Source organism: Rhizobium grahamii CCGE 502, from assembly GCF_000298315.2.
Taxonomy (GTDB): Bacteria; Pseudomonadota; Alphaproteobacteria; order Rhizobiales; family Rhizobiaceae; genus Rhizobium; species Rhizobium grahamii.
On sequence record NZ_AEYE02000031.1, the window covers coordinates 26,566 to 48,506 of the forward strand.

The 21,941-nt window shown below is 60.1% G+C and carries 20 protein-coding genes; 14 read left to right on the plus strand and 6 right to left on the minus strand.

Features of this window, described 5'->3' with window-relative positions; translation table 11 throughout:
* Nucleotides 1–103 precede the first annotated feature (103 nt).
* The 4 genes from RGCCGE502_RS24685 (at nucleotide 104) to RGCCGE502_RS24700 (ending at nucleotide 5,784) form a co-directional block, all read left to right on the plus strand.
* Entirely contained in the window at nucleotides 104–535 is a 432-nt protein-coding gene (locus RGCCGE502_RS24685) for an OsmC family protein (protein ID WP_016556931.1), read from the plus strand.
* 269 nt (nucleotides 536–804) lie between these two features.
* On the plus strand, nucleotides 805–1,422 hold the full coding sequence (locus RGCCGE502_RS24690; protein ID WP_016556932.1) for a TetR/AcrR family transcriptional regulator: 618 nt from the start codon (nucleotides 805–807) through the stop codon (nucleotides 1,420–1,422).
* Between the two features lie 52 nt (nucleotides 1,423–1,474).
* On the plus strand, nucleotides 1,475–2,611 hold the full coding sequence (locus RGCCGE502_RS24695) for an efflux RND transporter periplasmic adaptor subunit (RefSeq protein ID WP_016556933.1): 1,137 nt from the start codon (nucleotides 1,475–1,477) through the stop codon (nucleotides 2,609–2,611).
* A gap of 26 nt (nucleotides 2,612–2,637) precedes the next feature.
* Nucleotides 2,638–5,784 (plus strand): efflux RND transporter permease subunit, encoded by a 3,147-nt coding sequence (locus RGCCGE502_RS24700; protein ID WP_016556934.1) that lies wholly within the window; start codon nucleotides 2,638–2,640, stop codon nucleotides 5,782–5,784.
* 43 nt (nucleotides 5,785–5,827) lie between these two features.
* On the opposite strand, the gene RGCCGE502_RS24705 is transcribed toward RGCCGE502_RS24700, so the two are convergent.
* The 3 genes from RGCCGE502_RS24705 to RGCCGE502_RS24715 form a co-directional block, all read right to left on the minus strand.
* The gene (locus RGCCGE502_RS24705; RefSeq protein WP_016556935.1) at nucleotides 5,828–6,748 is read right to left on the minus strand and encodes an ROK family protein; all 921 of its coding nucleotides are present in this window, start codon (nucleotides 6,746–6,748) and stop codon (nucleotides 5,828–5,830) included.
* A gap of 72 nt (nucleotides 6,749–6,820) precedes the next feature.
* The gene (locus RGCCGE502_RS24710) at nucleotides 6,821–8,155 is read right to left on the minus strand and encodes a sensor histidine kinase (RefSeq protein WP_040675588.1); all 1,335 of its coding nucleotides are present in this window, start codon (nucleotides 8,153–8,155) and stop codon (nucleotides 6,821–6,823) included.
* A 2-nt stretch (nucleotides 8,156–8,157) separates the two neighbouring features.
* The gene (locus RGCCGE502_RS24715) at nucleotides 8,158–8,811 is read right to left on the minus strand and encodes a response regulator (RefSeq protein WP_016556937.1); all 654 of its coding nucleotides are present in this window, start codon (nucleotides 8,809–8,811) and stop codon (nucleotides 8,158–8,160) included.
* A gap of 223 nt (nucleotides 8,812–9,034) precedes the next feature.
* Here RGCCGE502_RS24715 and RGCCGE502_RS24720 point away from each other — a divergent pair, with 223 nt between their 5' ends.
* From RGCCGE502_RS24720 to RGCCGE502_RS24755, 8 genes are all read left to right on the plus strand, one after another.
* Nucleotides 9,035–9,988 (plus strand): sugar-binding transcriptional regulator, encoded by a 954-nt coding sequence (locus tag RGCCGE502_RS24720; protein ID WP_016556938.1) that lies wholly within the window; start codon nucleotides 9,035–9,037, stop codon nucleotides 9,986–9,988.
* A 145-nt stretch (nucleotides 9,989–10,133) separates the two neighbouring features.
* Complete coding sequence (locus RGCCGE502_RS24725; protein ID WP_016556939.1) at nucleotides 10,134–11,444, plus strand: ABC transporter substrate-binding protein; 1,311 nt, start codon at nucleotides 10,134–10,136, stop codon at nucleotides 11,442–11,444.
* A 137-nt stretch (nucleotides 11,445–11,581) separates the two neighbouring features.
* A complete protein-coding gene (locus RGCCGE502_RS24730; protein WP_016556940.1) occupies nucleotides 11,582–12,454 on the plus strand; it encodes a carbohydrate ABC transporter permease in 873 nt (290 codons plus the stop codon).
* Between the two features lies 1 nt (nucleotide 12,455).
* Nucleotides 12,456–13,286, plus strand: a complete 831-nt coding sequence (locus RGCCGE502_RS24735) for a carbohydrate ABC transporter permease (protein ID WP_016556941.1) — start codon at nucleotides 12,456–12,458, stop codon at nucleotides 13,284–13,286.
* A gap of 18 nt (nucleotides 13,287–13,304) precedes the next feature.
* Nucleotides 13,305–14,303, plus strand: a complete 999-nt coding sequence (locus RGCCGE502_RS24740; protein ID WP_016556942.1) for an ABC transporter ATP-binding protein — start codon at nucleotides 13,305–13,307, stop codon at nucleotides 14,301–14,303.
* 105 nt (nucleotides 14,304–14,408) lie between these two features.
* Entirely contained in the window at nucleotides 14,409–15,890 is a 1,482-nt protein-coding gene (locus tag RGCCGE502_RS24745) for a mannitol dehydrogenase family protein (RefSeq protein ID WP_016556943.1), read from the plus strand.
* 84 nt (nucleotides 15,891–15,974) lie between these two features.
* Complete coding sequence (locus RGCCGE502_RS24750) at nucleotides 15,975–16,664, plus strand: HAD family hydrolase (protein WP_016556944.1); 690 nt, start codon at nucleotides 15,975–15,977, stop codon at nucleotides 16,662–16,664.
* Entirely contained in the window at nucleotides 16,664–18,247 is a 1,584-nt protein-coding gene (locus tag RGCCGE502_RS24755; RefSeq protein ID WP_016556945.1) for an FGGY-family carbohydrate kinase, read from the plus strand. Before RGCCGE502_RS24750 ends, RGCCGE502_RS24755 begins: the two co-directional genes overlap by 1 nt.
* A gap of 48 nt (nucleotides 18,248–18,295) precedes the next feature.
* Here the strand turns inward: RGCCGE502_RS24755 and RGCCGE502_RS24760 are convergent, their stop codons facing one another.
* The gene (locus RGCCGE502_RS24760; protein ID WP_016556946.1) at nucleotides 18,296–19,150 is read right to left on the minus strand and encodes a MurR/RpiR family transcriptional regulator; all 855 of its coding nucleotides are present in this window, start codon (nucleotides 19,148–19,150) and stop codon (nucleotides 18,296–18,298) included.
* 227 nt (nucleotides 19,151–19,377) lie between these two features.
* Between RGCCGE502_RS24760 and RGCCGE502_RS24765 the strand changes: the two genes are divergently transcribed.
* A complete protein-coding gene (locus RGCCGE502_RS24765) occupies nucleotides 19,378–20,091 on the plus strand; it encodes a sulfate transporter family protein (RefSeq protein WP_016556947.1) in 714 nt (237 codons plus the stop codon).
* A gap of 1 nt (nucleotide 20,092) precedes the next feature.
* On the opposite strand, the gene RGCCGE502_RS24770 is transcribed toward RGCCGE502_RS24765, so the two are convergent.
* On the minus strand, nucleotides 20,093–20,518 hold the full coding sequence (locus RGCCGE502_RS24770) for a VOC family protein (RefSeq protein ID WP_016556948.1): 426 nt from the start codon (nucleotides 20,516–20,518) through the stop codon (nucleotides 20,093–20,095).
* Nucleotides 20,519–20,601: 83 nt separating this feature from the next.
* Here RGCCGE502_RS24770 and RGCCGE502_RS24775 point away from each other — a divergent pair, with 83 nt between their 5' ends.
* Nucleotides 20,602–21,180: a TetR/AcrR family transcriptional regulator gene (locus tag RGCCGE502_RS24775; protein WP_016556949.1), complete on the plus strand. Its 579-nt coding sequence runs from the start codon at nucleotides 20,602–20,604 to the stop codon at nucleotides 21,178–21,180.
* On the opposite strand, the gene nth is transcribed toward RGCCGE502_RS24775, so the two are convergent.
* Nucleotides 21,145–21,927: an endonuclease III gene (gene nth, locus RGCCGE502_RS24780; protein ID WP_019280693.1), complete on the minus strand. Its 783-nt coding sequence runs from the start codon at nucleotides 21,925–21,927 to the stop codon at nucleotides 21,145–21,147. The genes RGCCGE502_RS24775 and nth overlap by 36 nt on opposite strands.
* Nucleotides 21,928–21,941 lie beyond the last annotated feature (14 nt).

Sequence of the window (21,941 nt, forward strand, 5' to 3'; positions counted from 1 at the left end):
CTTCCGCCGATAGAGGATTATATCGCGTCGAAGAGGCAGGTTGCCTCTCTCGGCTGGCGAAGCGGCGATAGCCCGCTTCCTCTAATCCAAACAGGAGGACGGCATGCAGATCAATCGTACAGGTTCAGCGCAGTGGTCCGGTGGACTGAAGGACGGCAAGGGCCAGATTTCCACGCAGAGCGGCGCGCTAAAGCACTATCCTTATGGGTTCTCGAGTCGATTTGAAGGTATCCCCGGCACCAATCCGGAAGAGCTGATCGGTGCGGCGCATGCCGGGTGCTTCACGATGGCTCTCTCGCTCATCCTCGAGGAAGCCGGTCTCAAGGCGACCGACATGGAGACCACGGCGAAGGTGACGCTCGAAAGCGTCGAAGGCGGCTTCGCCATCACGGCGATCCACCTTACGCTGACGGGAACGGTTCCGAACACCGATGAGAGGACGTTCATCGAACTCGCCAACAAGGCCAAGGCCGGATGCCCCGTATCGAAGGCACTCTCGGCAGTCCCGATCTCGCTTGATGTCAAGCTCGCCTGAGCGATGACCTAAGACCGAGTGCCGGGCGTCAGCGTCGGCACTTTGTCGTCCGCCTGGCTCTTCCAGACCCATACATCTGAAGGCAATTGCGCCGTTGCTTAGCCAGCGGGCGATACCGCTTGCCTACCGCATCCTGCATACATCGCCCACGGGAACGCAGTGACTTCCCTACCTTGGACGTTGTCCCGTTCCCAAGAAAACCTTGACATATTACGACTGTTATTTTACGACTGACGAAATTCAAAAATCGTCAGTCGTAAATGAGGTGCATGAAGTTGGTTGCCGATGCAGCGGAAAACACCATCGAATTGGCTCGCCAGGAGAATGTGACGCGCATTCTTGACGCCGGCGAGCGGCTTTTCCGTCACTATGGGTACTCCAAAACCACCGTTGCCGACATTGCGCGCGATCTCGGCATGTCGCCGGCGAATGTCTACCGTTTCTTTGCCTCGAAGGTGGAAATCCATCAGGCGATCTGCGGCCGCATGCTCGCTGCCAGCTATCAGATGGCCTACGATGCCTGCCATCTGCAGATCAGCGCCTCCGACCGGCTGCGCAGGTTCGTGCAAGGCCAATACCAGATGACGGTCGACACCATGCTCGACCAGGAAAAGGTGCACGAGATGGTCGTCGTTGCCATCGAGCGCGACTGGCACGTCATCGAAAAGCATGTCGACAGTATTCATGAATTGCTCGCTGATGTGATCCGCGAAGGGATCGCTGCCGGCGAATTTGCCGAGCAGGATGCGGATGTCGCCTCACGCTGCTTCGGGGCGGCCACCGTCACCCTCTGTCATCCGCAGATGGTGGCGCAATGTCTCGCCAAGACCAACCGCGCCACTGTCGACGAACTGGTCGAGTTCTCGATTCGGGCGCTGAAAAAATAACGAGCGGTAAAAGCCGCAGATCAACAGATAAACGATTTCAGGAGTGCGAAAGATGATTTCGCTGAAGACAGTGCAGTTGCCGTCGTTTGCCAGTTTCGCGCTCCTCGGCGCCGTTGCGCTTGCCGTATCCGGCTGCAGCGAGGAGAAGAAGGCCGAAACGAAAGAGATCATCCGTCCGGTCAAGGTGGTGGAAATTGCCGAGGCTCGTGATACGCGTGCGCTTGACTATTCCGGCGCTGTGAAGGCCCGCGTCGAGATGAATCTCGGCTTCCGTGTCGCCGGCAAGATCACCGACCGTCGTGTCAACATTGGGGATCGCGTCAAGCCTGGTGATCTGCTCGCCGAAATCGATCCGACCGACTACGAGCTGGCGGTCAGGACCGCCGAAGCAAACCTTGCCGCTGCCGAAAAGGGTGTGGCGACCGCCGACCTTGCCAACAAGCGCGCCCAGCAGCTGTTCGACAAGAGCGTCACGGCGAAATCGCAGATGGAGCAGGCGGCTCTTAGCTACGATCAGGCAGTCTCCACGCGCGATGCCGCTGCTTCGTCGCTCGACCAGGCAAAGAACCAGGTTGTCTATACCGAGCTGAAGGCTGACCGGAATGGTATCGTGACGTCGATCAGCGCCGACACCGGCGCCGTTGTTGCTGCCGGGACGCCTGTCGCCACGGTCGCGCTCGACGGCGAGAAGGAAGTGCAGATCGCCGTTCCCGAAAACGACATCGCGCAGTTCAAGCCAGGCAAGACGGTGAAAGCCACCTTCTGGTCCGACAGCAAGCTGGTGCTCGACGGCAAGGTGCGCGAGGTTTCCGGCAGCGCCGATGCACAGTCGCGCACCTTTTCTGTTCGTGTCAGCCTCCCGACAGATGATCGGGTGCTGCTTGGCATGACGGCAACGATCGAAGCCGCCGTTGGTAACGCAGAGAGCGACGTTGCCATTCCGCTGAGCGCGCTCGCCGAGCGGGAAGGCAAAAAGATCGTCTGGGTCGTTGATCGCAACGCGTCGACGGTTCACGCCCGCGAAATCAAGGTGGCGGACTTCACGGGAGGCGGCGTCCATGTCGCCGACGGCCTGAAAAACGGCGATCTCGTCGTCGCGGCTGGCACGCAGTTCATGGCCGAGAACCTTAAGGTCAAGCTGCCGGAGCAGCAGTCGGCGCAAGCCGAAACCGGCGATGTCATTCGCTGAGACCTGGTCAGGAGAGGATTATGACCATGGACAACTCCAACGCCGAAAAGCGCCCCTTTAACCTGTCGCGCTGGGCAATCGGCCATCCGAGCATCGCACGCTTCCTGTTCGGTCTGATCCTGATCACCGGTGTCCTTGGTCTGATGCGCATGGGCCAGAAGGAAGATCCCGACTTTACGTTCCGCGTTATGGTCGTGCAGGCCATCTGGCCGGGTGCTTCCATCCAGGAAATGGAAGACCAGGTCGTCAACAAGATCGAGCGAAAGCTGCAGGAAACCCCGCATATCGATTGGGTCAAGTCCTATACGCGGGCCGGCAGCGCCATCATCACGTTGCAGGTCAAGGGCGACACCAATGGAGAGCAGGTGGCCGACGCCTTCTACCAGGTGCGCAAGAAGGTCGGCGATATCTCCAATGAGCTGCCGGAAGGGCTGCTCGGACCCTATTTCAACGACGAATTCGGCGATACCTACATCACGCTGCATTCGATCAGTGGCGATGGTTATAGCTATCCCGAACTGAAGAAGTTCGCGATCCAAGCGCGCGACATGCTGCTGACGACAACCGGTGTCGAGAAGGCGGTCATTATCGGCGACCAACCGGAGAAGATCTACGTCGACGTTTCCTCGAAGGCTCTGGCCGAGCGGGGGCTGACCGTGCTCGATCTGCAGAATGCGATCAAGGGGCAGAACAGCGTCGATCCGGCCGGCTCTGTCGATACCGGCACGCGTTCGGTGCGCATTTCCGTCGAAGGTGATGTCACGAAGGCGGCCGACATCCGCGAGCTGCGGCTGAAGGCCGGCAACCAGGTGACGCGCCTCGGCGATATAGCCACCGTCTATTCGGGCCTCGAAGATCCCTATCAGCGCAAGTATCGCTTCAATGGTCACGAGAGCGTCCAGGTCGGCGTCGTCATGGCAAAGGGCTTCAAGGTAACCGACGTCGGCAAAGATGTCGAAGCGACCTATGAACGCTTCGAGGGATCACTGCCGTACGGCGTTGCCGTCGACCAGATCTCCAACCAGCCCGATGTCGTCACCGACGCGATCAGCGAGTTCATGCATGCGCTTGGCGAGGCACTGATCATCGTGCTGATCGTCTCCTTCCTGTCGATTGGCTGGCGCTCGGGTCTCGTCATCGCGATCGCCATCCCGCTGGTGCTGGCTGCGACCTTCGCCATCATGTACGAGCTCGGTATCGATCTGCAGCGCATCTCGCTTGGCGCACTGATCATCGCACTCGGCCTGCTGGTGGACGACGCGATGATCGTCGTCGAGCTGATGGAACGAAAGCTTGAGGAAGGCCTCGTAAAGATCGAAGCGGCCAGCTTCGCCTATTCCTCGACTGCTTTCCCGATGCTGACCGGCACGCTGATTACCACCGCGGGCTTTATCCCCGTCGGCTTTGCGGCGTCGACAGCCGGCGAATATGTACGCACGCTGTTCTACGTCGTCGGCATCGCGCTCGTCGTCTCATGGTTCGTGGCGGTCTATTTCACGCCATGGCTCGGCTACATGATCCTGAAGCAGCGCCATCATGCCGGCGAACATCACGATGCCTTTGATACGCGCTTCTACCACCGGCTGAGAGCGACCGTCGGCTGGGCTGTGCGCCATCGCATCATCGTCATTGCCATGACGTTGGTAACCTTCGCGACCAGTCTCTGGGCGTTTCAGTTCATCCCGCAGAACTTCTTCCCGCAGTCGTCGCGCCCGGAAATCCTTGTCGACCTTTGGCTGCCCGAAGGCACGAGCATCAAGGAAGTCGAGACGCAGGCAAAGGCGCTCGAAGCCAAGATCATGGACGACAAGGACAAGAAGTTCGTTGCCACCTATATCGGTGAGGGAGCCCCGCGCTTCTTCCTGCCGCTCGACCAGCAGCTTCGCAATCCGAACTTCGCGCAGCTTCTCGTCATGGCAAACGATGAGCCGGCACGTGAGCGACTGATCGTCAAGCTGCGGACGATCCTTGCCGAAGACTTCCCCGATATCCGCGGCAAGGTGGATCGCCTGTTCCTTGGTCCGCCAACGGGCTGGCCGGTGCAGATGCGCATCATGGGCCCGGATCGCCAGGAGGTCCGCAAGATCGCCGATGAGGTGAAGGCGAAGTTCCAGGCTAATCCGCAACTCGGTGCGATCCATGACGACTGGTTGGAGCCAGTGCCGGCGATGAAGCTGGTGATCGATCAGGACCGTGCCCGTGCGCTTGGTGTCACCTCACAGCGAGTACGCCAGATGCTGCAGACAGCAGTCTCCGGTGCGCCGCTCGATGACTTCCGCGACGGCGAGGAGACGGTGTCGATCGTTGCCCGCGAACCGGAAGCTAATCGTTCGCTGCTGTCGGCCGTCAATTCGGTCTACGTGCCGACGGATTTCGGCGGCTTCGTCCCCGTCTCCCAGGTTGCCAAGGTGGTGCCTGTTCTGGAGCAGGGGATCGAATGGCGGCGCGACCGTCTGCCGACCATCACCGTCCGGGCGACATTGCCTGACGACGTTCAGTCCAACGATGTCGTCATGAAAATGTATGCCGACATGCAGCCGCTGCGCGACAGCCTGCCGGCCGGTTACAAGATCGAGATCCAGGGTGGCGCGGAAGATTCCGCCGAAAGCCAGGCTTCGATTGCCGCGAAGGCGCCGATCATGCTCGTCGTCATCGTTCTCCTGCTGATGGCGCAGCTGCAGCACTTCGGCAAGGCGATGCTCGTGCTGGCGACCGGCCCGCTCGGGATCATCGGCGCGGCTGCGGCCCTGCTGATATCGGGTGCGCCGTTCGGCTTCGTTGCCATCCTCGGCGTCATCGCACTGCTCGGGATCATCATCCGCAACTCGATCATTCTCGTCGATCAGATCGACCAGGACATCAAGGCGGGAATGCATCGACAGGAAGCGATCGTTGGTGCTGCGGTACGACGTTTCCGCCCGATCATGCTGACGGCGCTGACGGCGGTTCTGGCGCTGATCCCGATCTCGCGTGGCGTTTTCTGGGGGCCGCTGGCATACGCCATGATGGGCGGCATTCTGGTTGCCACGGTATTGACGATCCTAGTGCTGCCTGCGGCCTATGCGCTGTTCTTCGGCAAGGAGCCGAAGACGGCGGCGGCGCAGGGTGCAGCGAACGGCAATGCAGCGGAAGAGGCGGAGGCGATGCGCCCGCCGGCCCTCGCGGCGGAATGACGGGAACGATGGCGCGGTGAGAACCGCGCCATTTTCTTTTGGCTCAAGCTGCGAGGTGGGCTTCCGCCTTCAGGCCGAGCAATGCGGCGCCGATCAGGCCCGGTTCGACGCGGCATTCACTGCGGACCACGAGCGGCCGGTCGAACTTGCGCAGGATGCGCTGCCGAACAGCCTTGTCCAGCTCCGCAAGCAGCTCTTCGACATTGGAAAGCCCCCCGCCGACCGGAACGATGGTCGCGCCGGTGATGTTGATTGTTAGCGCGAGCGGCGATGCGACAAGATCGATGAAGACATCGATCGTGCGCGCCGCTTGGGACTCGCCCTTCAACCAATCATCGATGATCTCCTGACTGGAGAGATCGATGTCGTGGAGCGTCTTATGCAAGCGCTCGAGACCACGAGCGCCGCCGACGGTATCGACGCATCCCTTCTGGCCGCAGCCGCAGGGATAGGCTGGAATGGCGACGGGCGGGTTGCCGGCATGAGACGCCAGGGCCGGACCATGTCCCCATTCACCGGCAAAGCCGCCCGCGGCATTGATCAGTCGTCCATCCGCAACGACACCGCCGCCGACGCCGGTTCCGAGAATGGCGCCCAGAACGATGCGGTGGCCCCGCCCGGCGCCGAGATCGGCCTCGGCCATGGCGAAGCAGTCGGCATCATTCGCAATTACGACCGGCAGGCCGAGTTCAGCTTCAAGGTCGGCGGCGAGATCGCGGCCGTGAATACAGGGAATGTTTGCGCAGGTCAGCCTTTGCGTGTCCGGGTCGACGACGCCTGCGATGGAGAAGGCAAGGCGTGTCGGCTTCTCGCCGGTTTCGGCGATGATGGCACGCAGCGTCTCGACGAAGGCGGCAAAATCGTCCTTGGGGGTCGGGCGCCGGCCAAGTGGCGTGATGTTGGCTTCGGAGTGCGCCACTCCGCCCTTGATGGCGGAGCCGCCGATGTCAAAAGAGATGATCATTTGGGTTCTGCTGTTTGGATGGCCTCTGCGTCTGCTCGCACCCTTCGGCAGGTTTTGCAAGCCGAATCCGGGCTAGGCTGGTAGGGTCATTTTTGCTTCAAAGCCGGCTTTCGCTCCCGTCGCCGGTGACAGCAGTTCCAGTGTCCCGCCCATCTGGGAGACGATACGGTCGGCGATAGCGAGCCCGAGGCCGGAGCCGGATGCAGTCGTCTTGCCGCGGCTGAAGCGCTTTTTCAGTCCAGCCATCTCAGCCTCTCGGATCAATGGCCCGCCGTTCACAACGCGGACGATGCCGCCGCTTTCGAGACTGACGTTGACGGGGAGGTCCGGATCACCGTGGAGCAGGGCATTCTCGATCAGGTTTCGCGTGACAATGCCGAAGGCATCCATGTCGGCAGTGCGGACGAGCTTTGCGTCCGGCGCCGCGGAGTATTGAAGCCTTCCATTCGTGCGGCTGTCGCGCTGGAAATCGGTGACCACCATGTCGAGGACCGGGCGCAGGTCGACTGCACTTGCGCTTCCGCCGATGCCGGCTTCCGCGCGGGAAAGCTGCAGGAGTTTCTCTGCCAGACGGCCGAGATTGACCAGCGAAGCCTCAACCTGCCGGACGCGGTCCTGCGTTGCGCCGGACGGCAGTTCCTCGATAAGCCGCTGCGTCTGTGCAAGCGCTCCGGCGATCGGCGTTCTCAACTCGTGAGCACTGTTGGCGGTGAATTCGCGCTCTGCTTCGAGGGCGGCACGCAGGCGTCCGAGGAGAAGGTTGACCGATCTTGCGATCGGCCTCAGTTCGACCGGCAGACCCCGATCGTCGACCTCAGCCATGTTGCCACTGTCTTTCGTCCCGATATCTCGCCGAAGTTCCTCGATCGGCCGCAGCGCCCGCCCGACGATGAACCAGATCGCAAAGATGCTGGCGGGAATGAGGGCGACCAGTGGTATGAGCAAGGTGACGGAACTTTCGCGAACGGCTTCGCGGCGGTTCTTGAACCGGTCGGCCACTTGCAGAAAAAGGGAGCCGTCAGCCGTCATCTCGGTGTAGATTCGTGCTGTCGTCGTGTCATAGAAGCCCGTGCGAAGCGGTGCAGCGAAAGGCTCTGCCGGAGCATCATTCGAACGCAGTGCTACCTTACCGCTGGCGTCGCGGACCTGATAGGTCAGATATTCTCGACTGGCGGCAGTGTTGAGCATGGCGACGCTGCGCGGATCGACGTCCGCACGCTGGTTCAAATCGTCAAGGATCAAAGCCAGGAGACGCTCGGTGGTCTCCTGCTGCGCGCTATCGAAAATCTCATCAAACTCGTGCTGCATCACGCGGACGCTGAGGCCGATCGCGGCAAGCCAGAAGACGACCATGACAGTCGTCAGAGCGAGAATGAGCGGGCCAGTGATGCTGCGTTCGCGTTTCATCTTCATCCGAGTGTGTAGCCGATGCCGCGGGCAGTGCGGATCCGGTCCTTGCCGATCTTCTTTCGCAGACGGCTCACATAGACCTCGACGGTGTTGCTTTCGATTTCCGAACCGAATGCGTAGAGCGCTTCCTCGATCCGGTCTTTGGGGACGATCGCGCCTGGGCGCGCCGTCAACAGATCGAGTACCGCCCATTCACGGCTCGTCAGGATGATCGTTTCGCCGGCGACCGAGATCTGATGCAGGGGCCGGTTGATTTCAATGTCCGAGATGCGGACGACCGGATGCGGGTTGGCATCATAGCGGCGAGCAACCGCCATGATGCGCGCTTCCAACTCGTCGAGGTTGAACGGCTTCACCAGGTAGTCGTCGGCGCCCGCATTCAGTCCGTCGATGCGGTCCGAGATCTGATCTCGTGCGGTCAGGATGATGACGGGTGTCTTCAGGCCGCGTTCTCGAAGGCCGCGGAGAAACGCGACGCCGCTGCCATCCGGGAGCTGGAGATCGAGAAGTATGAGCCCGTAATCGACAGGTCCCGCTGCTGCGTCGGCGTCGCCCAGATTTTGCACCCAGTCGACGGCATGATTGGCCGCAGCGACGTGATCCCTCACCGCGCCACCAATCATTCTGTCATCTTCAACCAGCAGAATTCGCACAGCTTTTTTCCTCGGTGCCAGTTAGCTTGCAGTTCAACCGTCGGTCAAGCAAGGCTTGATCGACAAAGATGACAAGCCGATGGCATGCTGGCCCTCGCCAGCGATGTCAAAATAGGCTGTGCAATTTCTCAATGCTCTCGACATTTGCCCGAATTCTGGTTTGATCTGCCGCAATAAGCATCCGCGTCGGCCACGGCCGATCTTTTCAGCATGGTAGAGACTGATGGTAAGAAAATCCGAGACTTCGGGGCGGCTAGACGACGCGGCGCGCGCGGGATGGCTCTACTATGTGGCGGGGCGGACGCAGGATGAGATTGCTTCTTCCATGGGGATTTCACGGCAATCGGCACAGCGCCTTGTCTCGCTCGCGGTTGCCGAACGGCTGATAAAAGTGCGGCTCGACCATCCAATCGCTGCCTGTCTCGAACTCGCCAATGCCGTGCGCAAGAAGTTCAACCTGAAGCATGTCGAGGTTGTGCCAAGTGACCCGGGCTCCAGTTCGACGACGGTCGGCATCGCTGAGGCCGCCGCAGCGGAAATCGAGCGCTGGCTCAAGCGCCCTGACCCTATCGTGCTCGCGGTTGGGACAGGACGAACCTTGAAGGCGGCCGTCGACCAACTTCCCGCCATCGAATGTCCCAGTCACCGCATCGTATCGCTGACCGGCAATATTGCGCCCGATGGCTCGGCTGCTTACTACAACGTCATCTTCAGCATGGCTGACGCAGTGAAGGCTCGACACTTTCCGATGCCGCTGCCGGTTCTGGTCACCTCGGCGGATGAGAGGGAAACCCTGCACGGCCAGCAGCTCGTTCGCTCGACGCTGGAGATCAGCGCGCAGGCAGACGTGACGTTTGTCGGCATCGGTGAGCTCGGCATCGACGGACCACTTTGCATCGACGGTTTTCTCGAGAAGGACGAGATGATGGAGCTGATGCGCAACGGTGCCGTTGGCGAGATCTGCGGCTGGGTGTTTGATAGCGAGGGGAAGCTCCTCGACAATCCGATCAACGAGCGGGTGGCCTCCGCGTCGATCCCCTCACGTGAGTCGTCGACCGTTATCGGAATCGCCAAGGGCAAGCGCAAATTCAAGGCGATCAGGGCTGCCGTAACAGGCCATCAGATCAACGCGCTGATCACGGATGAGGACACGGCCGAATATTTGCTCAAGATCTGAGCAAATATTTAATTATTTAAATTCAACAAGATAACATCGTTCTTCGCTCATGCAGCAACGAATGGTGATTGACATTTTCTTCCCTTGAGCGAGTAATTGCCCATGAGCAAAGCGAATGCTCGCACTCATCTTCTGGGAGGAAGATATGACATTGAGAACTCTCCTGCTGGGCGCCTGCTCAGCACTGGCGTTTGCCGGCATGGCTTCGGCCGAGACGCTGACAATCGCGACCGTCAACAACGGCGACATGATCCGGATGCAGAAGCTGACGGACGACTTCAAGAAAAAGAACCCCGATATTGATCTCGAGTGGGTAACCCTCGAAGAGAACGTCCTGCGCCAGAAGGTTACGACCGACATCGCGACCAAGGGCGGTCAGTACGACGTTCTGACGATCGGCACCTACGAAGTTCCGATCTGGGCAAAGCAGGGCTGGCTGCTGCCGCTCGACAATCTCGGCAAGGATTACGATGCCGACGACCTGCTGCCGGCTATCCGCAGTGGTCTGACCGCCGACGGCAAGCTCTATGCCGCACCGTTCTACGGTGAAAGCTCGATGGTCATGTACCGCAAGGACCTGTTCGATGCCGCTGGCCTGAAGATGCCCGACGCGCCGACCTGGGATTTCATCGCGGATGCCGCGAAGAAGATCACCAACAAGGACAAGGAAATCTACGGCATCTGCTTGCGCGGCAAGGCGGGCTGGGGCGAAAACATGGCCTTCCTGACGGCTATGTCGAACTCCTTCGGCGCACGCTGGTTCGATGAGCAGTGGAAGCCGCAGTTCGATCAGGCCGAGTGGAAGGACACGCTGAACTTCTACGTCAACCTGATGAAGGAAGCCGGCCCTCCAGGCGCGTCCTCGAACGGCTTCAACGAGAACCTTGCGCTCTTCCAGACCGGCAAGTGCGGCATGTGGATCGACGCGACCGTTGCCGCCTCCTTCGTCAGCAACCCGAAGGAATCCACCGTCGCCGACAAGGTCGGCTTCGCACTGGCTCCGGACAAGGGCCTCGGCAAGCGCGGCAACTGGCTCTGGGCCTGGAACCTCGCCATCCCGGCAGGCTCGCAGAAGGTCGAAGCAGCTGAAAAGTTCGTCGCCTGGGCAACCAGCAAGGACTACACCAACCTCGTCGCCGAGAAGGAAGGCTGGCTGAATGCACCCCCCGGCACGCGCTCGTCGCTCTACGCGAATGCAGACTATCAGAAGGCAGCACCTTTCGCGAAGATGACGCTCGACAGCATCAATGCAGCTGACCCGACCAAGCCGACCGTCAAGCCGGTGCCGTATGTCGGTGTCCAGTTCGTCGCTATCCCTGAATTCCAGGGGATCGGCACCGCCGTCGGCCAGCAGTTCTCGGCAGCTCTTGCCGGCCAGGTCTCGGTCGATCAGGCACTGCAGAGTGCACAGCAGTTGACGACCCGCGAAATGACCAAGGCTGGTTACATCAAATAACTAACCTCCTGAGAAGGCGGGGAAGTTGACATCCCCGCCCGTCTGGGTCGCCGAATTGCCCAAACTGCGTCGGCGACCCCCTTTTTTCTCAGCTGCCCTGCAGCCGGCTACCCATTTGAACAGGATCGGTCATCGCCATGGCAACGTTACATACCCGCTCCGCAGCGCGAATGATGATCGCACCGTCTGTTGTGCTCCTCTTCCTGTGGATGATCGTCCCCCTTGTGATGACGATCTACTTCTCGACGCTGAACTACAATCTGCTCAGCCCGGGAATGGAAACCTTCGTCGGCTTCCTCAATTACAAATACTTCCTGACTGATCCGGCCTTTTTCTCCGCGCTCATCAATACGCTGCTGCTGGTGCTCGGCGTGCTCCTGATCACCGTCGTGGGCGGCATCGCGTTCGCGCTGCTTCTGAACCAGGATATCTACGGGCAGGGCATCGTTCGCATCCTGGTGATCGCTCCCTTCTTCGTCATGCCGACAGTTGCCGCGCTGGTGTGGAAGAACATGTTCATGAACCCGGTCAACGGGCTCTTCGCGCATCTCGCCAAGGCGCTTGGAATGCAGCCCTATGACTGGCTTGCCAATGCACCACTCTTTTCGATCATCCTGATCGTCGCCTGGCAATGGCTGCCGTTTGCCACGCTCATCATGCTGACCGCCCTGCAATCGCTGGACGAAGAGCAGCAGGAAGCCGCTGAGATGGATGGCGCCGGCGTCGTTTCGAAATTCATCTACATCATCCTGCCGCACATGGCCCGCGCCATCACTGTTGTGATCCTGATCCAGACGATCTTCCTTCTTTCGGTGTTCGCCGAAATCCTGGTCACCACCAACGGCGGTCCCGGCACGCAGAGCACGAACCTCACCTATCTCGTCTATGTGCAGGCGCTCCTGCAGTTCGATATCGGCGGCGCTTCTGCGGGCGGTATCGTGGCGGTCATCCTCGCCAACATTGTTGCGATCTTCCTCGTGCGCCTCGTCGGCAAGAATCTGGAGGCCTGAGATGGCTAGAAAAGTCACAACCCAGCGCAAGGTCGTCATGACCGCCATCGCCTGGACGCTCGGCATCCTGATCTTCTTCCCGATCCTCTGGACGTTTCTCACGAGCTTCAAGACGGAAGCGGACGCCATCGCCTCGCCGCCGCAGTTCCTGTTCTTCCACTGGACGACGGAGAGCTATTCGGAAGTACAGAGCCGCTCCAACTATCTCAGCCACTTCATGAATTCAGTGATCATCTCCTTTGGCTCGACGCTGATCGGCCTGATCATCGCCATTCCGGCTGCCTGGGCGATGGCGTTCTCGCCGACGAAGCGGACCAAGGACGTCCTGATGTGGATGCTGTCGACGAAGATGATGCCGCCGGTCGGCGCCCTCATCCCGATCTATCTGATGTTCCGCAATTCCGGGCTCCTCGACAGCCGCACGGGCCTTGTCATCATCCTGACACTGATCAATCTGCCGATCATCGTCTGGATGCTCTACACCTACTTCAAGGAGATTCCCGGCGAGATCCTCGAAGCTGCCCGCATGGATGGCGCCTCGCTTGCCAAGGAGATCATCTACGTGCTGACGCCGATGGCGGTGCCGGGCATTGCCTCGACGCTGCTCCTCAATATCATCCTGGCCTGGAACGAAGCCTTCTGGACGTTGAACCTCAGTGCCTCGAAAGCGGCGCCGCTGACCGCGTTCATTGCCTCCTATTCCAGCCCCGAAGGCCTGTTCTACGCCAAGCTTTCGGCTGCCTCGACCATGGCGATCGCCCCGATCCTGATCCTCGGCTGGTTCTCGCAGAAACAACTCGTCCGCGGCCTGACCTTCGGCGCGGTGAAATAAGATATCAGGGAGAGAAACATGGGCAGCATTACCCTTCAGAAAGTCTCGAAGGTCTTCGGCGAAGCCAAGGTCATCCCGTCGATCGACCTCGACATCAAGGACGGCGAGTTCGTCGTCTTCGTCGGCCCCTCGGGCTGCGGCAAGTCCACGCTTCTCAGGCTGATTGCCGGCCTCGAGGACGTATCGGCGGGCAAGATCGTCATCGATGGCAAGGACGCGACCGAGAGAGCACCATCGGAACGCGGGCTTGCGATGGTGTTCCAGTCCTACGCGCTCTATCCGCATATGAGCGTGCGCAACAACATCGCTTTTCCCCTGAAGATGGCGAACATGGACAAGGCCGAGATCGACAAGAAAGTCGCAGACGCTGCCCGGGTCCTGAACCTCACCGACTACCTCGAGCGGAAGCCGCGCCAGCTTTCGGGCGGCCAGCGCCAGCGCGTCGCAATCGGCCGAGCCATCGTTCGCCAACCGTCGGCCTTCCTTTTCGACGAGCCGCTGTCCAACCTCGATGCTGCCCTGCGCGTCAACATGCGTCTGGAGATCAGCGAGCTCCACCAGCAGCTGAAGACGACGATGATCTACGTCACCCACGACCAGGTAGAGGCCATGACCATGGCCGACAAGATCGTCGTCTTGAACCGCGGCAATATCGAGCAGGTGGGTTCTCCGCTCGAGCTCTATCACAAGCCACGCAACCTGTTCGTCGCCGGTTTCATCGGTTCGCCGAAGATGAACTTCGTTAGTGGCCAGTATGCGGCGCAATTCGGCGCGCACACGATCGGCGTCAGACCCGAGCATATGCTGCTTTCAACGGAAAGCGGTGATTGGAAGGGCAAGATTACGGTCGCCGAGCATCTCGGCGCCGACACTTTCCTCCATGTCGATGTCGAAGGTATCGGCCATGTCACTGCGCGCGGTGGGGGCGATTTTCCGGCAAAGGCCGGCGACATTGTCTACCTGACGCCCGACAAGACGCGGATCCACAAATTCAATGAGGGTGGCCTCGCCATCTGAGAGCATTCGTGCCGGGTTGGGGACGAGAGCGCGCGCCGGACAAGTGCCCGGCGTGCCGATATCGGGATCATAGCCGATCCCGAAGACCTTCAAGAGGACTGAAAGATGACGTGCAAACTATCCCTGGCAACGCTTTCCGAGGCGGCAAAGACGGCAGCCGTACCGACCTATGAGCGGGCGTCGCTGAAAGCGGGCATCGTGCACTTCGGCGTGGGCAACTTCCACCGAGCCCATCAGGCGATCTATCTCGACGACCTTTTCAATCAGGGCCAGGATCACGATTGGGCGATCATCGGCGCGGGTATTCTTCCTTCCGACGCAGCCATGCGCGAAAAGCTCGCCGCCCAGGATTTCCTGACGACCGTCGTCGAGCAGGACAATAACAAGACGGCCGCGCGCGTTACCGCTCCGATGATCGACATTCTGCCTGTTGGCGATGCCAAGACGATCATCGCTAGGCTCGCCGATCCAACGATTCGTATCGTTTCGATGACGATCACCGAAGGCGGCTATTTCATCGACGCATCCGGCAAGTTCAATCCAGGCCATCCGGCAATCGCTGCGGACGGTCAGAACCCTTCCGAGCCGAAGACCGTCTTCGGTCTTGTTGTCGCCGGCCTCAAGGCGCGCAAGGAAAAGGGCATCGTGCCTTTCACGGTCATGTCCTGCGATAACATTCCGCACAACGGCGTCGTCACGTCGAATGCTGTCGTTGGTACAGCACGCCTGTCCGATCCTGCCTTTGCGGACTGGATCAAGGCCAACGTCGCCTTCCCGAATGCCATGGTGGATCGCATCACTCCGGCGACAGGCCAGCGTGAGATCGACCTTTTGAAGGACGCCTTCGGCATCGAGGACAACTGGCCGGTCTATTGTGAAGAGTTCAAGCAGTGGGTGCTTGAGGACAAGTTCACGGCAGGGCGTCCGGCGCTTGAAAAGGTCGGTGTTACCTTCGTGCCAGACGTGACGCCCTACGAGCACATGAAGATCCGCATCCTCAACGGCGGCCACGCGGCGATCGCCTATCCGGCAGCGCTGATGGACATCCACTTCGTCCACGACTCGATGGAGGATCCGCTGATCCGGGCATTCCTGGCCAAGCTCGAGAAGGACGAGATCATCCCGATCGTTCCGCCGGTCCCGAATACCTCGCTGACCGACTATTTTGCGCTGATCGAGCATCGCCTGCTCAATCCGAAGATCGCCGACACCATCCCGCGCCTGGCGCAGGATGGATCAAACCGGCAGCCAAAGTTCATCCTGCCGTCCACACTCGACAACCTCAACCAGGGCCGGGATGTCGTCGGGCTGGCGCTCGTGTCGGCGCTGTGGTGCCGCTACTTCGCGGGCAAGACCGATAGCGGCAAGGACATCGTCTTCAACGACGCCAGCGCCGATCGCCTGCACGCGGCCGCGCTGAAAGCCAAGGACGATCCAATGGCCTTTCTCGCATTCGACGACATTTTCGGCGAAGTGTCGAAATCCGAACTGTTCCGCAAGCGCTTTGCCCACGCGCTGAAGACGCTGTGGGAAAAAGGCACGCGCGAAACCCTGCAGCTTTATCTCGACAACAAGCTTGCTGTGTAAGGTCTAGTGGCGGCATTCTTGCCGCCGCGTCCGCCAAGTCCGGCGGCTGGAACTTTCCTGCACCAAATTGCGAATGGGTCTGCCATGGCAGAGGCTGAAACACGGCTGGTCATCTTTGATTGCGACGGCGTCCTCGTCGATAGCGAACCGATATCGGTGAGCGTTCTCGTCAAGGCGATGAACGATCTCAATATCCCGATCACCGAGGAAGAGGTCTACGGCCGCTTCCTCGGACGCAGTCTGGCAACGGTGATCGAGACGATGAAGAGCGAATACAACGTCCACCCGGGCCAGGAATTCCTGGAGCAGATCCGCACCGATCTCTACGCCCGTTTTCGCAAGGAGCTGAAGCCGATGGACGGGATCGCCGAAACGATCGACACCCTCGGCATTCCGTGCTGCGTTGCCTCTTCCAGCCAGGTCGAGCGCATCCGACTGTCGTTGACGGTTACCGGTTTGATCGATCGACTGCCCAATATCTTCAGTGCGACGATGGTCAAGCATGGCAAGCCAGCCCCGGACCTGTTCCTGCATGCAGCGCGTGAAATGAACGTCGATCCGACAAGTTGTGTCGTGATTGAAGACAGCCCCGCCGGGATCGAGGCGGCAAAGGCCGCTGGCATGAGGGTGTTCGCCTTCACCGGTGGTTCACACGCCAATTTTTCCGGCTATCGCGCTGAACTGGATCGGCTTTCGCCCGAAGCCGTGTTTGACGCGATGCCGGAATTGATACACCTTGTCCGCAAAGATAAGCAGGACGGGATGCACCTTTAATGCCTCAGCATGTGGTTGCGGTCGATATCGGCACGGGCAGTGCGCGCGCCGGCGTCTTCGACGCTCGCGGCGCGCTGCTGGGCAAGGCCGAACACCCGATCATCATGAACCGACCGCGTGAAAACCACGCCGAGCACGATTCCGAAGACATCTGGTCGGCAGTCTGCATTGCTGTGCGCAAGGCAATGGAGCAATCGGGGGCTGCGCCCGCATCGGTCGGCGCTATTGGCTTCGACGCCACCTGCTCGCTCGTCGTGCGCGATGTCGAGGGCAACCAGATCAGTGTTTCGACTGGCGGCGAACGGCGTTTCGACACCATCGTCTGGCTCGACCACCGGGCGCTGAGGGAGGCCGATTTCTGCACGGCGACGCAGCATCCGGTGCTGGAGCACTCAGGCCATTTCATGTCCCCGGAAATGGAAATGCCGAAGCTGATGTGGCTGAAGAAGAAGCTGCCCGGCACTTGGATGAACACCGGCTATCTCTTCGATCTGGCGGATTTCATGACCTGGAAGGCGACAGGTGCATTGGCCCGCTCGCGTTGCACGTTGACAGCCAAATGGAACTACCTGGCGCATCTCAAAAAAGGTTGGCAGAAGGACTTTCTCGAGCAGATCGGGCTCGACGACCTGCTGGAACGCGGACGGCTGCCGGAGGAAACGGTGGCGGTTGGCAAGAGTGTCGGGACCCTGACGCAGGAGGCCGCCTCGGCGCTGGGATTGACGACGGCGTGCCACGTTTCCTCGGGCATGATCGATGCCTATGCCGGAGCACTCGGCACACTCGGCGGCGAGGCGGGCGATGCCCGCGGGCTCGAGCGCCAGCTGGCCCTGATCGCTGGCACGTCGAGTTGCATCGTCTCGTTCTCGCGCGAGCGCAAGCCGAGCCACGGCATGTGGGGACCCTACTACGAAGCCGTCTTTCCGGAGACCTGGCTGGTAGAAGCAGGGCAATCGGCGACCGGAGCCTTGCTCGACCATATCGTACGGATGCACGCGGCCGGCGGCGAGCCGAGCGCGGCATTGCACCAGAAGATCGTCCTTAGGATCGCGCAGCTCCGCGCCGACGAGGGGGACGAATTCGGTGCGCGGATCTTCGTCCTGCCGGATTTTCACGGCAACCGCTCCCCGCTCGCTGATCCGCATGCCGTCGGCACGGTAAGCGGCCTGACCTTGGACACCTCCTTCGACGGGCTCTGCGCGCTGTATTGGCGTACCGCAGTGGGGATAGCGCTCGGGATACGCCACATCCTGGAGCGGATGAAAGAGTATGGTTATGTACCGGATACCCTGCATGTCGCCGGCGGCCATGTTAAAAACCCGGTGCTGATGGAGCTCTATTCGGATGCCACCGGCTGCAAGGTGGTGGTGCCGAAGATGAATGAGGCCGTACTCCTCGGCACGGCGATGGCGGCTTCCGTGGCATGCGGTCTCTATCCTGATCTCGCACAAGCGGGAGCAGCGATGTATCCCGGAGGCGAAGAGCGGCTGCCGAATGCGACCAAGCAGGCTCTTTACGACCGCGACTATCGCAGGCTGCTTGCCATGTATCGTCACCGCGCCGAACTGGAGGCGATGGAGTAGGCGCCGGTCAATCGCCCTCGCCTGAGGACAAGCTGTCGCGGCCTTGATCTAGCGGTTTGCGCTTTCTCCAAGCATGCTGCCGAACTCGGTCATCCGGCGGGTGCGAGCACTTGCCTCGTCGCCGGCGGCGGCGATGACGGTTTCCGACAAGCAGTCGAGCAAGGCCATCAATGGCGGCAGATTGTCGGTGTCGTCGGAGCGGGCAGGCGGAAGGGTAAGCACCAGATTGGCCTGATCCGGTATCCAATTGGCGCCCTGCGCGGTAATCAGGATGACCTTGTATCCGTAGCGCCGTGCCGTGCGGGCGAGCAGGCGGGCCTTGCCGAAACGGCGGCTATCGATCACCACCAGCAGGGCATCATTGCCATCGAGCCGTGCGAAGAGCTCGGCGAAACGGCTACCCGTACCATCAAGCGCATGCACGCCATCGCGTGCATAGGTCAATCGCTGGGCGAAGTGGGATGCGAAACCGGACAGGCGCGCATGCGAAGCGATAAAGACCTCATGAGCGGCTGAGATCATCGAAACGGCTTCGGTCCACTGCTGCTGGCCGGTCAGGTGGTATATGTGGTGCAATGCCTGGATCTGTTCGGAGACGAGTACGGCGAGCGGCTTGCCGGCGGTAGCATCGGTTTGCAGCTCAGTGAGAGATGCCTGCATCTGCGTCGGCGAGATGGCCGTTGTTTCACGGATGTGGACCTTGACGCTGTCGAGTCCCTGATAGCCGAGTGCGCGTAAAAAGCGGCCCACCGTCATTGGGCTGAGATCCAGGCGATCGGCAACCGAAGCGGCTGTTTCGAACGGCAGATCGTTCAGGTGTTCGGAGAAGTACTTCGCGATTCGTCGCTCGGCCGGGGTGCCGGACTTGGCATATTGGCGGAGCTTTTGAACAAAATCTTCCACGTCAGCCGTCCAGATCTTCCCAAGCAATTCCCGGATAGGCAGGGCAACCAGTGTGGCTTGCAACTATTCCGAAAGCTGCGCCTCAGGATAAAGCAATCTTAGATGATAAATTACTATATATTAACATAGGTTTCCCGACAAGTTTTGGGGCGATCGGCCGGATTTATTTCAGCCTTGCCGTTCAAACTTCAGATTCCTACATGGTTATTGCAACCGGAGACCCCAGGATGATCTTAGAGGCCGCTCGACTATCCCTTGTCAACCTTTTTGCAGCGGAGACACGTTCAGTCTTTTGGAAGGTCCTGGGTTTGACTCTTTTGGTGCTCGTAGGGCTTTGGCTAGCATTGCGAAGTGCTTTTATGTCATTCGTTTTCCCGTGGATTGCGAGCTTCTTTCCGGCCATGCCAGATTGGGCCGGGTGGCTAGGGTTCGTGTTTGCGATCGCGGCCGGGATTGGACTGGCACTCGGGTTAGCCCTGCTGCTGTCCCCGGTAACGGCGCTGATTGCCGGCCTGTTTCTCGATGACGTGGCCCAAGTTGTTGAAAAGCGGGACTATCCTGCGGACCAAGCCGGCACCGCGATGCCGCTCGGTCCAGCGCTCGCAAGCTCCATCAAGTTTCTCGGCGTTATCGTCCTCGGCAATGTCGTCGCGCTTTTTCTGCTCTTCCTTCCCGGCGTCAACCTGATTGCCTTCTTCCTGGTCAATGGTTACCTGCTTGGCCGCGAATTCTTCGAGTTTGCAGCGATGCGGTTCCGCTCGCCGCAGGAGGCGCGGGCATTCCGCGCGAAGCATGCGGCGACGGTCTTTCTCGCAGGACTCGTCATTGCCGCGTTCCTTGCTGTCCCGGTCGTCAACCTGCTGACGCCGTTGTTTGCGGCAGGGCTAATGGTTCATCTGCACAAGCTGATCTCCCGCGAGGACGCGAGCTTTCGCTGCTGAATCAGGTTGGTAGCGCTGAGGCGTCGTACATTGCAGCGTATTCGGCGCTCGGCGGTATCGGCTTGATGATGTCGATCAGAACACCGTTCGGGTCGGCCGTGATGAAGTGTCTCTGTCCGAAATCCTCGTCGCAGATCGGCTTCAGGATCGGCAACTTCGCCTCTCCGCAGGCCGCATAGATAACGTCGACATCGTCTACTTCGAAATTGAGAAGCAGTCCGGAGACCTTGCCGCGTGCGATTTCCGGGATCGTCTCATGGCTGCCGTCGAGGATTGCGAGGGTGACGTGCTCGTCGTCCATCGACTGCAGGTGAATGTACCAATCGCTTTCGAAAAGCGCCTTGAAGCGGAAATGCCCGATGTAGAAGCGTGCTGTCTCGTGGACTCGGTCAGTCATGATTACGGGATAGTAGCTTGTCGATTTCATCTCTTTTCCCTCTGCTCGTTTTTTCATACAATCTGCATGTTTTGTAATTAACATACGTGCAGATTGTATGTAAAGAGAATCCTATGAGCAGAAGCAATCGCGAGCGCACTGAACAGACGAAACAGGCTTTGCTCGATGCCGCGCGCCGTTTGTTCGTGGAGAAAGGTTATGGCGATACGGCAACGCCAGATATCGTCGCCGCCGCGGGGGTGACGCGCGGCGCACTCTATCATCACTTCGAGGACAAGAAGGCGCTGTTTCGCGCGGTGGTCGAAAGGGAAGCCGCAGCGGTTGCTGAGGCGATCGAAGCGCGAACCTCCGGCGATCTGACCCCTCGTCAGGCATTGCTGGAGGGCGGCTCTGCATATTTCGATGCATTGGCGGAAGAGGGGCGAACGAAACTGCTCCTGCTGGAGGCACCCGCCGTCCTTGGCCTTCGCGATGCAGGCGTCATCGACGAGGAGAACGCTGAAGCCACGCTCCGACGGGGCCTCGAAGCACATCTTCCAGGCGGAGGCCCCGTGCTGCAGCCGATCGCGCGGCTTCTTTCGGCCGCCTTCGACCGTGCCGCGATCGCAATCGCAGCCGGTGAGGAACGCAGCGAGTATGAGCAGGCGATTGCCGCCTTAGTCGACGGCCTCTCCGATCACCTGGCGCGGTAACTCGACCAGCGGCGCCGGCACGTCGCAGGTCTTCTCGGGAGACTTGCAGATGTCAGCGATCACGCACCGCTCGCATTCCGGCTTGCGCGCCTTGCAGGTATAACGGCCGTGCAAAATCAGCCAGTGGTGGGCATGATAGAGGTAGTGTTTTGGCACCACCTTGATCAGGCGTTCCTCTACCTCGTCAGGCGTCTTGCCCGGTGCCAGCTTGATGCGGTTGGCGATCCGAAAGATGTGGGTGTCCACCGCCATGGTTGGCTGGCCGAAGGCCATGGAGAGCACGACATTGGCGGTCTTGCGGCCGACGCCAGGTAGCGTCACCAGTTCGTCGCGCGTTTGCGGCACGACGCCGCCGAATTTGTCGACCAGCAGTTGCGACAGAGCAATGACGTTCTTCGCCTTGTTGCGGTAAAGCCCGATCGTCTTGATGTAATCGCGTACTCTTTCCTCCCCGAGCGCCAGCATTTTTTCAGGCGTGTCAGCGATCTGGAAAAGCGCACGCGTCGCCTTGTTGACGCCCGCATCTGTCGCCTGGGCGGAGAGGGCCACGGCAACGACCAGCGTGAAGGGATTGGTGTGCTCCAGTTCGCCCTTCGGCTCCGGCCGCTGGATGGAGAAACGGCGGAAAATCTCCTCGCGTTCAGCCTCGGAATAGGCCGAACGGACGGCGGCCGCCTTCTTGCGGCGAATGATCACTTTTGAGTTCTGCGGCGATGTGGCTGATGATTTGAGTTTCGGAGTTGGCATGTAAAATCTATACT